The organism is Streptomyces sp. NPDC059740 (assembly GCF_042733155.1).
Taxonomy (GTDB): Bacteria; Actinomycetota; Actinomycetes; order Streptomycetales; family Streptomycetaceae; genus Streptomyces.
In genome coordinates this window covers 249,290-261,172 of sequence record NZ_JBHWGP010000007.1, presented here as the reverse complement: position 1 = coordinate 261,172, position 11,883 = coordinate 249,290, and the positions used below count along the sequence as shown (strand labels likewise).

The window sequence follows — 11,883 nt, the reverse complement described above, 5'->3', positions numbered from 1 at the left end:
CGGGTCCGTCGGCCGTACTCTTCTGGGGTGAGCACCAAGCCGTCCCCCTCCCTGACCGAGCGCCGGAAGGCCGCCACCCAGCTCGACATCGCGCATGCCGCGGCCGAGCTCTTCGCCACCCGCGGCCCCCACGAGACGACGGCAGAGGAGATCGCCCGGCAGGCAGGCGTCGCCCTGCGGACCTTCTACCGGTACTTCCGCTCCAAGCAGGACGCGGTCAGCCCGCTGCTGGCCGACGGCGCCGACCGCTGGCGGGCGCACCTGGAGGCCGCGGAGCCGGGGACGCCGCTGCCCCGGGCGCTGGAGGCCGCCGTCGAGCACGCGCTGGCCGCGCCGGACGAGGCGGCGGCGCAGGCACTGCTCCGTACCCGGGGGCTGTTGCGGGCAGCGGCCGACGACCCGGCGCTGCGAGCGGTCTGGTACCGGGTCAACCAGGAGTCCGAGGAGCGGCTCGCGCCGGTCGTCGCCCGGTTCGGCGACGGGCACGCCGAAGCCGTCGAGGTGCGCCTGGTGGCCGCCGCCGCCACGGACGCGATCCGGATCGCCCTGGAGACCTGGGCCGGTACCGGGGCCGGAGTCCAGGGGCCCGGGTCCCCAGCCGAACTCGCCGTCCACTGCCTGCGCCAACTCCTCACCGGGGTGAGCCCGATGGCAGCGGGCGGCCAGGACCTCCGCTGAGCTGCCGGCGCCGCCGCAGCACCAGCGCCCCGGTCCGCAGTCGCATCCCCGGCCCGTTGCCGGTGAGTCGTCGCGGTCGTGACGGCCCTGCCCGGCCGGACGCGACGGGCGAGTGCCGCCGGCTCCCGGTGGCACGCACTCCCAGCGGTGTGACGGACCGGGCCCGGGGTATTCGGGACGGGCACGACCTGTGCGAGTGGCGGCGACAAGGGAGACCCCGGAATGCTGATGGCACACCCCGCAGTGCTCAAGGACCTGATCGAGCAGTACGAGACGCTGCGGACCCTGCACGCCGGGGACGGCAGCCCGCAGGCGCGCTCGCGCATGGACGACGTCGCCTACACCCTGTGCGTGTCGACCGGCACCCGCGACATCGACGCGGCTCTCGTCGCCGCCCGTCACCGGCTCCCCGGCGCCCGCACCGGGGACGAGTCCGTGCTCACCGGCTGAGCGGCACAACTCGCCCCGCAGGAACGGCCGGTGGACGCCTCGACGGCAGCGCACGGCCGGGAGTGCGCCCACCCGTCCGCGCCTCGGCGCCCCGCGTCGGCCGGGGCTCCGGCGACAACGGCCTCCGCACCTCCGCACCTCCGCACCTCCGCCGCTTCCGCCGCTTCCGCGAACACCGCCTTCGACCTGACCGGACGCCGTCGGCCGTGTGACGAGCCCGCGGCGGCGGCGAGCAAGTCCCTGCGAGGCGGGCGGGGGAGTGGTGGCCTCGTGGGGCGCGCCGCCGCGTTCCCGGCACCGTGGAGGCGCGGAAGGCCGGGGTGACCTCCACGACCGGGACCAGTGGTCCGGGAAGGCCTTGCGCAGCAGTGACCGGGCGGCCCGGGCCAGCGGCAACCGGGCGTCCGCCGCCCGCACCGACCGCTCGGCCGCGTCCTTCGCCCGGTCCGCCGCGCGTGCCCGTTCCCTCTTCAGCAGCACCTGTGACCCTCCCGCCCACCGTGGTGTGTCCGGCATGAGCGGTACCCGCTATCGCACCGACATCCCCTGCTGAGGAACTACGGCTTTTGCGGGCCCAACCCCCGCTCCCCGGAGACCGCTTGACCGGCGGGCAGGTCCACCCGGGGGCGCCACGCGTCGGCCCCGGCCTGCAACCGAGGTGCTTCCGTGATCGCTGTGTGATCAACCCCCCGTAGTCTCACCGGGCCGAGGGGACACACAGGGCGGAAGCGGGGGGCGGACACCACATGACATACCGACGCGCGGTGACACCGGCGCTGGTGGGTGGCGCGCTTCTCGCGGCGTTGCTCTGGTGGGCGGGGGCGAGCGCGCACCTGCTGGGCCTCCCGGGCGTCGGCCGGACGCTGGGTGTCGAGAACGCGGCCCAGCTGGCCGGCTGGCTCACCCCCTGGTCCTACGACCTGCCGGGCGCCTCACCGACCGCTACCGGGACGGGCGCAACGGGAACGGCGGGGGCGAGCACCACCTACCTGGCCCTGCGCCACACCGCGGTACAGATCCGGTTCGGCGCGCTCTTCGTCTTCTTCGTGGCCGGGACGCTGCTCCTGCTCCGCAGGCTCCCACCGGTGCGCGGCCGCAGGGTCGTCGCGTTCCTGATGGTGTGGGCCTGGGGGCTTGCGGCGGGGACGCTGGCGGTCGCCGTCTCCTCGCCGTGGTGGGTCGCCGCACAGGGGAACGGCAGCTTCCGGCTACTGCCGCAACTCGCCGGTGCCATGTCGGCGGGAGAGCAGAGCGTGGTGGTGACCGCGGTGGCCGCGGCCCTGGTGACGGTGGTCCTCGCCGGTCTCGCCGCCGGGGGCGAGACCGGCGCGCCGCCCACGGCCGTCCCGGCGCGCGCCGCCCGGTCGGCGGCCACAGCGGGCACCACGGTGATCGCTCTGTCCCTGCTGGTCCTCTCCTACCAGCCGGTGGCCGCGGCCATCCAGACCATCTCGCCGCGCATCGGGCTGCTGTCCGAACCGGGCGACCTCCTGCGGGAGTGGTTGCTGCTGGGCGCCTGGGCGAGCCCGGGCGAAGCCCCGCTCGGCGGTTGGCTCCTGCAGCGGGCCGTCGACGTGCTGCTGCTCGTGGTGGTGTGGTGGCTCCTGCGGCGGTTGCCGGCGCTCCTGACCCGGGCCACGGTCCCGGTGGTGGTGACGGCCACCATCTGTGCGACCGTCCTCGCCCTGCTGGCTGCCCAGTTGCTGCGCATGGCCACCCGGGCGACGGAACCGTACGCCGGACTGCTGCAACTGGCCGCCGGTGTGGTCGACCACGTCCCGGCCGCCCTGACCTGCGGCCTCGTGGCAGGAGCGGCGACTGCTCTGACGCTGCGCCTGACAACCGGGCAGGCGCCCCCTGCCGCCGCCGACGCGGCCGGGACGGAGAACGCCGCCCTGTCCTGACAGGGCCGGGCCGCACCGCCCCACGGGGCCCGCCGCTACGGGAAGGGGGAGGTCGCCGGTGGCGCCTCGCGCGCCGGGCCATGCCAGGCGAGCGTCCGTGAACCGTGGGCCCGTACGCGGCACCGGCCCCGGTCCGCCCTGGCCCCGGCCGCCCTGTGGCGGAGGGTGACCGGGCGGCTGCACAACAGCGTCCTGGGGCGGTCAAAGGCCCGGCCCTGCGCGCCGGTTGTGGGGCCGGGCACAGGGCCCAGATCACATCAGGGGCTGCCTAGTAGGAGCCGTCCCCGTTGCGGCCCCTGCACAGGGCACCGGCGTGACCGGTCGCGGCCCGGCTCCTACGCGCTTTCGTAGGTCACATGTTCGCGCCGGTGGGGAGCCGGTTCCCAGGGTGGTGGACGTACCGGGGAGCCAGCGCCGGACACGGGCGGGAGTCCTTCTCGCCTGAGCCTGACACCGGCCCCATGACGCGCCCGCCGCGTCGGGCACGCACCGGAGCCTTCGGGCCTGGGTGCTGCCGCCGACAGCCTGTCGGCCTCCCCACGATGTCCCCCGTAGAGAGGTACGCCATGACTGCCACCACCACCGCCACCCGCTTCCGCAAGTACACCGTGGCCGGTATCGCCACCGCCGGTGCCGCCGCTGCCGCCGCCACGCTGGCGCCGACCCCGGCGCATGCTGCCCCGGTGCACGAGGCCAAGCCTGCGGCTGTCTCCGTCGCCCACGGCAAGAAGGCCGATGCGAAGGACGCGCAGGCCAAGGAGGCGGCGAAGGTCGCCAAGCTGGTCGAGCAGGGCAAGAAGAAGCACGGCGACGACCTGGACGGCTGGATCCGCACGGCGCTGGACGTGATGCACTACGAGCACATCCCCGGCAGCTACCACGGGATCCACAAGAACATCATCCGTGAGTCCGGCGGCAACCCGACCGCGCAGAACAACTGGGACGTCAACGCCCAGAAGGGCGTGCCGTCCAAGGGTCTGCTCCAGGTCATCCAGCCCACCTTCGACACCTACCACGTCAAGGGCACCAAGGACTCGCTGACGGACCCGGTGGCCAACATCGTGGCTGCGACGAACTACGCGGCCGACCGGTACGGCTCGATGGACAACGTCAACTCCGCCTACTGATCAGGCCGAGCGGACTGACACAGCCCGCCTGAGCTCCGGGGACAGCTGCCCCGGTAGCCGGGAGCGGCGGGGCTCAGGCACACCGGTGAGGCCGGGCAGGGAGACACCTGCCCGGCCTCACCGACGTCCGCGTGCCCGACCGGGTACCAGTGCGGGCGTGGGTTCCCGCGTGGGTGAGGCTGGTGTGTACGAGCCGGTCCGGCGGTGAGGGGCGACGTCGCGGCCCTGTCGGTCCGGCGGGGTTCACTCCTGCTCCAGCAGCATCCGCTGCAACTCCCGGGCGGCCCTCGGCGGGGCCACGTCGCCGCGGTGGGCCAGTGCGATGGTCCGGTGCAGGCCGGGGCGGGCGAGTGGCGTGACGCGCAGGTCCAGCCCTGAGCGGACGGCGACCATGCGCGGGACGACGGCCACCCCGAGGCCGGCCCGCACGAAGCCCAGCACCGCGTCCATCTCACCGCCCTCGACCGCGAAATCGGGCTCGAAACCCGCTGTGCGGCACGCCGCCACGGTCAGTTCCCGCAGGTCGTAGCCGTGCCGGAACATCACCAGACGCTCGCCGGCCAGGTCGGTGATCCGCACCGGTCCCTTCCCACCGCTCCGGCCCGGCGCCGAGGTGTGCGGCGAGGAGACCACCACGAGGTCCTCGCGCAGCAGCTCCACCGTGGTCAGCGCGGGCGAGGGCGTCGGCAGCGGCAGCACCACGAGCGCGAGGTCGAGGGCGCCGCGGGCCAGCTCGCGCACCAGGTCGTGCGAGCCGCCCTCCTCCACCAGGAGGCGGATGCCGGGGTAGCGGTCGTGGAAGGTGCGCAGCACGTCCGGCAGCAGACCGGTGCACAGGCTCGGGGTGGCCCCGAGCCTGACCCGGCCGCGGCGCAGCTGCACCAGCTCCTGCACCTCCTGACGGGCGGTGTCCGCATCGGCCAGGATGCGGCGGGCCAGCGGCAGCAGTGCCTCACCGGCGTCGGTGAGCGCGATGTTGCCGCGCGCCCGTCGGAACAGGTCGGCGCCCAGCTCCTGCTCCAGCGAGCGGATCTGCTGGGAGAGCGAGGGCTGCGCCACGTGCTCCTGCTGGGCGGCCCGGGTGAAGTGCCGGGTCTCGGCCACGGCGACGAAGTACCTCAGCTGCTGGAAGTGCATGGGGCAAGAGTAGAGGCACGATAGGTACAGCCTATGGAGACGAGGAGAACCATGTCTTAGACGTATCGGAGGGGCCGGCCCTAACGTCCTGTCCATGGCTCTGGCAACGGGGACGGACCGACGGTCGTCCATGGCACGCACCATCTGGCAGTCGTCCGTCGGCAAGAAGACCGTGATGGCGGTGAGCGGCCTCGTCATGCTGCTCTACCTGGTCGTCCACATGTTCGGGAACCTGAAGATCTTCTTCGGGCCCGGCACCTTCGACGGCTACGCCCACTGGCTGCGCACCGTCGGCGAGCCGTTCATGCACTACGAGTGGACCCTCTGGGTGATCCGCGTCCTGCTCGTGGCCGCCGTGGTCGCGCACGCCGTCTCCGCGTACCAGCTCAGCCGCCGCGACATCAGGGCGCGTCCCACCGGCTATGTGCACCGGCGGGCCCGGGCGAGCTACGCCACCCGCACGATGCGCTGGGGCGGCGTCATCCTGGGGCTCTTCGTCGTCTGGCACCTCCTGGACCTCACCACCGGCACCGTCCACTCCGGCGGCTTCCAGCCCGGCCACCCCTACCAGAACGTGGTGGACACCTTCTCCACCTGGTACGGCGACGTCATCTACATCGTCGCCATGCTGGCGCTCGGACTCCACGTCCAGCACGGGTTCTGGAGCGCCGCGCAGACCCTCGGCGTCGGCAGCCGCAGCCGCGACCGCGCCCTGAAGGTGACCGCGAACCTCCTCGCGCTGGTACTGACCCTCGGCTTCGTCGCCGTGCCCGTCGGCGTCATGACCGGATTGGTGAGCTGAACATGACCTCCTCCACCTCCTCCCCGCAGCCCGGTACCGGCGAGTACACACGCTTCACCACCGGTGAGCCGGTCGCCGACACCAAGGCGCCCGACGGCCCGGTGCAGGACCGCTGGGACACCCGCCGCTTCCAGGCGAAGCTGGTCAACCCCGCCAACCGGCGCAAGCACACCGTGATCGTCGTCGGCACCGGCCTGGCGGGCGGCTCGGCCGGCGCCACCCTCGCCGAACAGGGTTACCGCGTCGTCCAGTTCTGCTACCAGGACTCGCCGCGCCGCGCCCACTCCATCGCCGCTCAGGGCGGCATCAACGCGGCGAAGAACTACCGCAACGACGGCGACTCGGTCCACCGCCTCTTCTACGACACCGTCAAGGGCGGTGACTTCCGCGCCCGCGAGTCCAACGTGCACCGGCTCGCGCAGATCTCCGTCGAGATCATCGACCAGTGCGTCGCCCAGGGCGTCCCGTTCGCCCGCGAGTACGGCGGCCTGCTCGACACCCGCTCCTTCGGCGGCGTCCAGGTCTCCCGCACCTTCTACGCCCGCGGCCAGACCGGCCAGCAGCTGCTGCTCGGCGCCTACCAGGCGCTGTCCCGGCAGATCGCCGCCGGCAACGTGGAGATCCACCCGCGCACCGAGATGCTCGACCTGGTCGTCGTGGACGGCCGGGCCCGGGGCATCGTCGCCCGCGACCTGGTCACCGGGAAGATCGAGACCCACTTCGCCGACGCGGTGGTCCTCGCCAGCGGCGGCTACGGCAACGTCTTCTACCTGTCGACGAACGCCATGAACTCCAACGCCACCGCCGTCTGGCGCGCCCACCGCAGGGGCGCCTGGTTCGCCAACCCCTGCTTCACCCAGATCCACCCCACCTGCATCCCCCGCACCGGCGACCACCAGTCCAAGCTGACGCTGATGAGCGAGTCGCTGCGCAACGACGGCCGGATCTGGGTTCCCCGGGCCCGGGGCGACGACCGGCCGCCGAACGAGATCCCCGAGGAGGAGCGTGACTACTACCTGGAGCGCCTCTACCCGTCCTTCGGCAACCTGGTACCCCGTGACATCGCCTCCCGCGCCGCGAAGAACGTGTGCGACGAGGGCCGCGGCGTGGGCCCCGGCGGCCAGGGCGTCTACCTGGACTTCGCCGAGGCCATCGCCCGGATGGGCCGCGCGGGGGTGGCCGAGAAGTACGGCAACCTCTTCGAGATGTACGAGCGGATCACCGCGGAGAACCCCTACGAGGTCCCGATGCGGATCTACCCCGCGGTGCACTACACGATGGGTGGCCTCTGGGTCGACTACGACCTCCAGACCACGGTGCCCGGCCTGTTCGCCGTCGGCGAGGCCAACTTCTCCGACCACGGCGCCAACCGGCTCGGCGCCTCCGCCCTGATGCAGGGCCTCGCCGACGGCTACTTCGTCCTGCCGTCCACCATCAACGACTACCTCGCCCGCCACCCCCACCACGACGAGGTGGGCGGCGACCACCCCGCGGCTCTCGCCGCCGTCCGGGAGACGGAGGAGCGTCTGGCCCGGCTGCTGGCCGTCGGAGGGGACCGCACACCGGACTCCTTCCACCGGGAGGTCGGCGAGCTGATGTGGGAGTTCTGCGGCATGGCCCGGACCGAGGAGGGGCTGCGCAAGGCACTGGACCGCATCCCGCAGATCCGTGAGGAGTTCTGGCGCCGGATCCGGGTCCCGGGCACGGGGGAGGAGCTCAACCAGTCGCTGGAGAAGGCCAACCGGATCGTCGACTACCTGGAACTCGCCGAGCTGATGTGCCTGGACGCCCTGCACCGCGCCGAGTCCTGCGGCGGCCACTTCCGCGAGGAGTCCCAGACGCCGGACGGTGAGGCGGCCCGCCGGGACGAGGAGTTCTCCTACGCCGCCGCCTGGGAGTTCACCGGCACCGGCAACGCCCCCGTCCTGCACCGCGAAGACCTCGTCTTCGAGTACGTCCACCCCACCCAGCGGAGCTACGCATGAAGCTCACCCTGCGCGTCTGGCGGCAGAAGAACGCCGACGCCGAAGGCGCCATGTCCACCTACGAGGTGGACGGCATCTCCTCCGACATGTCCTTCCTGGAGATGCTCGACACCCTCAACGAGGACCTCATCCTGGCGGGCGAGGACCCGGTCGCCTTCGACCACGACTGCCGCGAGGGCATCTGCGGGGCCTGCTCCCTCGTCATCAACGGCGAGGCGCACGGCCCGGAGCGCACCACCACCTGCCAACTCCACATGCGCTCCTTCCGCGACGGCGACACCATCGACGTCGAGCCCTGGCGCGCGGCGGCGTTCCCCGTCGTGCGGGACCTGGTGGTGGACCGGTCCGCGTTCGACCGCGTCATCCAGGCCGGCGGCTACGTCACCGCGCCCACCGGTTCCGCGCCCGAGGCCCACGCCACGCCGGTGCCCAAGCCGGACGCCGACTTCGCCTTCGAACACGCCGAGTGCATCGGTTGCGGCGCCTGCGTCGCCGCCTGCCCCAACGGCTCCGCCATGCTCTTCACCTCGGCCAAGGTCAACCACCTGAACGTGCTGCCGCAGGGCGCCCCCGAGCGCGAGACGCGGGTGCTGGACATGGTGGCGCAGATGGACGAGGAGGGGTTCGGGGGCTGCACCCTCACCGGCGAGTGCGCCACCGCCTGCCCCAAGGGCATCCCCCTGGTGTCCATCACCGGTATGAACCGCGAGTGGCTTCGCGCCACCCGCAAGGCCGGGTCCCGCCGCTCCGGCGCCTGACCCCCAGTCGTTCGCCACCCCGGTGGACGGGCGGGGCCGGCCGTGGTGCTCACACCCGGCCCCGCCAAGAACCCTCCCCGCCGGTGCCGCCGGCCGCAACCGGCATCCGGGAACTCCCGGGAGCGCGTCAGGCCTGCCGCGAGTGCACCGGGTTGTTGGCCACCTCGTCGGGGCACCGGGCGCGCCGCCGGCGGGCCCGCCGGTCGCGCCGCCAGTCGAACACCGCGAGACCCAGGGAGGTCGCCATGCCGACGAGGGAGGCCCCCAGCACGGTGACGGTGGCCCTGCGGTAGTCGTCCCCCCTGCTGAGCACCAGGTAGAAGAGACCGGGCAGCGCGGCGGTACCCACCGCCGCGCCGAGCCGCTGCCCGGTCTGCAGGGCGCCGCCCGCAGCTCCCGCCATGCGCACCGGCACGTCCCGCAGCGTCATGGTGATGTTGGGGGAGACCACGAACCCGCCGCCGACCCCGCCGAGGAAGAGCGCCGGGGCGGCAAGCCACGGAGCGACGTCGAGGGGGGCGAGGAGGAGCAGCAGCGCGGTGCCGCCCAGACCGGCGATCACACCCGTGAGACCGAACACGGTGAGCAGCCGGCCGAACCGGTCCACCAGCCGGCCCGAGACGAGGGCGGCACTTGCCGACCCCAGGGCGAAGGGCGTCACGGCCAGACCCGACCGGAGCGGCGAGAAGCCGAGGCCGTGCTGGTAGAAGAGGGCGAAGACCAGCCACACCCCGCTGAAGCCGATGAAGTACAGCGTGCCCACACCGGCGCCGACGGCGTACCCGCGCACAGTGGTGAACAGGCGCGGATCGAGCAGCGGCTGGGCGCCCCGGGCGACGAGGCGACGCTGCCACTGGACGAAGACGGCCAGCAGCGCGGCGCCGGCCGGGAACAGCCACCACAGACGGCCGATGCCGCCGGAGTCCGCCTGCACCAGCGGGTACATCAGCGCGAGGACGCCGAGACCGAGGAGCGCGACACCGGGCAGGTCCACCCGCCCGCGACCGGACCGCCGGGTACGGGGCAGCAGCCTGCGGCCGAGCAGGACGGCGAGGATGCCGATGGGGACGTTGACGTAGAAGATCCAGCGCCAGCCGTCGGCGCCGGAGGCCAGGGCCAGGATCAGGCCACCGGTGAGCGGGCCGGCGGCGGAGGAGACACCGACGGTCGCGCCGAAGAAACCGAAGGCCCGGCCGCGTTCGGCGCCGCGGAACATCTGCTGGATCAGCGCCGAGTTCTGCGGGGCCATGAAACCGGCCGCCAGCCCCTGGGCGAGGCGGGCCACCACCAGCAGCGTGATGTCCGGGGCCGCACCGCAGGCCGCGCTGAAGACCACGAAGCCGCTGAGTGCCAGCAGGAAGATGCGGCGCCGGTCAAGGGCGTCACCCAGACGCCCGGCCGTGACGAGGGCGAGTGCGAAGGCGAGGGCGTATCCGGACACCACCCACTGCACCTGGGCGGGCGTGGCGTGCAGGTCGTGCTGGACGGTCGGCAGGGCGACCGCCACGATCGTCACGTCCAGCAGGCTCATGAAGCCGGCCACCAGGGTGACCCACAGCGCACGCCACCGGCGCGGGTCCGGCTCGTACCCCGGTTCCTGACCGCCCGTTCCCGGACCTCCTGCCGCTGACGCCGACGCTGTCACTTGGCTTCCTCTCCGCAGGGCCGCACCCGGGCGAAACAGATTCCCCCGCAGGAGCACGGGCACACCTCGGTCCCGGTGGGCGCCGGCTGCCCGCGCCCACGGGCGGGCCGGACCTGCGTCCCGGGAGAGCGGCCCGCCCGCACGGTCCTCCGGCCACCGCCACGGGGACGCCGCCGCGGGGCAGGACGGGCTCTTTCCCCGTCAGGCCAGTGCGCCGGGTGGGGCACTGGCCACGAGGACGGCGAGCGCCGCCTGCAACTGCTCCTCGGTCAGGTCGGCCCGGGCGGTCAACCGCAGCCGGGAGACGCCGTCCGGCACGGACGGCGGACGGAAGCAGCCCACGTGCAGCCCGGCGGCGCGGCAACCCTCCGCCCACTCCAGGGCGGCCCCGGGTGAGGGCGCCCTGACGGACACCACGGCGGCGTCGGGACGGGCGGTGGTGAACCCCGCCTCGGTGAGCCGGCGGTGGAGCTCGGCGGCGACCGAGCGGGCCCGTGCCGCGCGCTGCGGTTCCTCACCCAGCAGGCGCAGCGCGGCGAGTGCCGCGCCGGTCGCGGCGGGAGCCAGACCCGTGTCGAAGACGAAGGTCCGGGCCGTGTTCACCAGGTGCTCGATGACCCGGGCGGGACCCAGGACGGCACCGCCCTGACTGCCCAGGGACTTGGAGAGGGTGACCGTGGTGACCGTCGCGGCGTCGCCGGCCAGCCCCGCAGCCTGCGGCGCGCCCCGCCCCCCGGTACCGAGGACACCAAAACCGTGGGCGTCGTCGACGAGGAGGGCTGCGCCCTGATCCCGGCAGGCCGCGGCGAGGGCGGGCAGCGGCGCGGCGTCACCGTCGACGGAGAAGACGGAGTCGGTGACGGCCAGCGCCCGCCCCGCATGGCCGTCGAGTGCCTTGTGCACCGCCTCGGGGTCGGCGTGCGGGACGACCACGGTCTGCGCACGTGAGAGGCGGCAGCCGTCGATCAGGGAGGCGTGGTTGGCGGCGTCGGAGACGAGCAGGGTGCCGTGGTCGGTGAGAGCGGTGACGGCGGCGAGGTTGGCGGCGTACCCGGAGGACAGGACCAGGGCCGCCTCGGCGCCGCAGAACGCGGCGAGTTCCGCCTCCAGGGCGGCGTGCAGCTCGGTGGAGCCGGTGACCAGACGGGATCCGGTGGCACCTGCGCCCCAGCGACGCGCGGCGCGGGCGGCTGCCTCCGCCACCTGCGGGTGGCGGGCCAGCCCCAGGTAGTCGTTGCTCGCCAGGTCCAGGAGCGGCGAGTCGGCAGCCCGGGGGCGGAGCGTGCGGACCAGGCCGGCCCGCTCACGCGCCGCGCGGGCCGTCTCGAGCCAGCCGAACGGGTCGGCGTGCACCCGCTTCTCCGGCGAGCTCATCGATGTCGGAAACCTGTCGGACA

10 protein-coding genes are annotated in these 11,883 nt (G+C 73.5%); 7 read left to right on the top strand and 3 right to left on the bottom strand.

Translation table 11 applies throughout. The annotated features are described in order from the left end of the window. The first annotated feature begins 27 nt into the window (after positions 1-27). The 4 genes from ACFV3R_RS12280 (at position 28) to ACFV3R_RS12265 (ending at position 4,159) form a co-directional block, all read left to right on the top strand. Complete coding sequence (locus tag ACFV3R_RS12280; RefSeq protein ID WP_385579790.1) at positions 28-678, top strand: TetR family transcriptional regulator; 651 nt, start codon at positions 28-30, stop codon at positions 676-678. Between the two features lie 222 nt (positions 679-900). Continuing rightward, a complete protein-coding gene (locus tag ACFV3R_RS12275) occupies positions 901-1,128 on the top strand; it encodes a DUF5133 domain-containing protein (RefSeq protein ID WP_385579787.1) in 228 nt (75 codons plus the stop codon). 746 nt (positions 1,129-1,874) lie between these two features. After that, positions 1,875-3,032, top strand: coding sequence for a hypothetical protein (locus tag ACFV3R_RS12270; protein ID WP_385579785.1), 1,158 nt, complete (start codon positions 1,875-1,877; stop codon positions 3,030-3,032). A 566-nt stretch (positions 3,033-3,598) separates the two neighbouring features. After that, positions 3,599-4,159: a transglycosylase SLT domain-containing protein gene (locus ACFV3R_RS12265; RefSeq protein ID WP_385579779.1), complete on the top strand. Its 561-nt coding sequence runs from the start codon at positions 3,599-3,601 to the stop codon at positions 4,157-4,159. Between the two features lie 243 nt (positions 4,160-4,402). On the opposite strand, the gene ACFV3R_RS12260 is transcribed toward ACFV3R_RS12265, so the two are convergent. Next, positions 4,403-5,296 (bottom strand): LysR family transcriptional regulator, encoded by an 894-nt coding sequence (locus ACFV3R_RS12260; RefSeq protein ID WP_385579776.1) that lies wholly within the window; start codon positions 5,294-5,296, stop codon positions 4,403-4,405. A 94-nt stretch (positions 5,297-5,390) separates the two neighbouring features. On the opposite strand from ACFV3R_RS12260, the gene ACFV3R_RS12255 reads away from it, so the two are divergent. Genes ACFV3R_RS12255 through ACFV3R_RS12245 form a run of 3 tightly spaced genes read left to right on the top strand, consistent with a single transcriptional unit; the run spans position 5,391 to position 8,841 of the window. After that, positions 5,391-6,098, top strand: coding sequence for a succinate dehydrogenase (locus ACFV3R_RS12255; protein ID WP_385579773.1), 708 nt, complete (start codon positions 5,391-5,393; stop codon positions 6,096-6,098). A 2-nt stretch (positions 6,099-6,100) separates the two neighbouring features. Continuing rightward, positions 6,101-8,083, top strand: coding sequence for a fumarate reductase/succinate dehydrogenase flavoprotein subunit (locus tag ACFV3R_RS12250; RefSeq protein WP_385579770.1), 1,983 nt, complete (start codon positions 6,101-6,103; stop codon positions 8,081-8,083). Beyond that, complete coding sequence (locus tag ACFV3R_RS12245; protein ID WP_385579767.1) at positions 8,080-8,841, top strand: succinate dehydrogenase/fumarate reductase iron-sulfur subunit; 762 nt, start codon at positions 8,080-8,082, stop codon at positions 8,839-8,841. The genes ACFV3R_RS12250 and ACFV3R_RS12245 overlap by 4 nt, the downstream gene beginning before the upstream one ends. Before the next feature lie 127 nt (positions 8,842-8,968). Here ACFV3R_RS12245 and ACFV3R_RS12240 read toward each other — a convergent pair whose 3' ends face one another. Together ACFV3R_RS12240 and ACFV3R_RS12235 are read right to left on the bottom strand one after the other, a co-directional pair. Beyond that, a complete protein-coding gene (locus ACFV3R_RS12240; protein WP_385579764.1) occupies positions 8,969-10,486 on the bottom strand; it encodes an MFS transporter in 1,518 nt (505 codons plus the stop codon). A 201-nt stretch (positions 10,487-10,687) separates the two neighbouring features. Continuing rightward, on the bottom strand, positions 10,688-11,860 hold the full coding sequence (locus tag ACFV3R_RS12235) for an 8-amino-7-oxononanoate synthase (RefSeq protein WP_385579928.1): 1,173 nt from the start codon (positions 11,858-11,860) through the stop codon (positions 10,688-10,690). Positions 11,861-11,883 lie beyond the last annotated feature (23 nt).

Coding starts and splice junctions, on each gene's coding strand:
- ACFV3R_RS12255 (WP_385579773.1), top strand. CDS start 5,391: ATGGCTCTGGCAACGGGGACGGACCGACGGTCGTCCATGGCACGCACC.
- ACFV3R_RS12235 (WP_385579928.1), bottom strand. CDS start 11,860: ATGAGCTCGCCGGAGAAGCGGGTGCACGCCGACCCGTTCGGCTGGCTC.
- ACFV3R_RS12270 (WP_385579785.1), top strand. CDS start 1,875: ATGACATACCGACGCGCGGTGACACCGGCGCTGGTGGGTGGCGCGCTT.
- ACFV3R_RS12250 (WP_385579770.1), top strand. CDS start 6,101: ATGACCTCCTCCACCTCCTCCCCGCAGCCCGGTACCGGCGAGTACACA.
- ACFV3R_RS12260 (WP_385579776.1), bottom strand. CDS start 5,296: ATGCACTTCCAGCAGCTGAGGTACTTCGTCGCCGTGGCCGAGACCCGG.
- ACFV3R_RS12275 (WP_385579787.1), top strand. CDS start 901: ATGCTGATGGCACACCCCGCAGTGCTCAAGGACCTGATCGAGCAGTAC.
- ACFV3R_RS12245 (WP_385579767.1), top strand. CDS start 8,080: ATGAAGCTCACCCTGCGCGTCTGGCGGCAGAAGAACGCCGACGCCGAA.
- ACFV3R_RS12265 (WP_385579779.1), top strand. CDS start 3,599: ATGACTGCCACCACCACCGCCACCCGCTTCCGCAAGTACACCGTGGCC.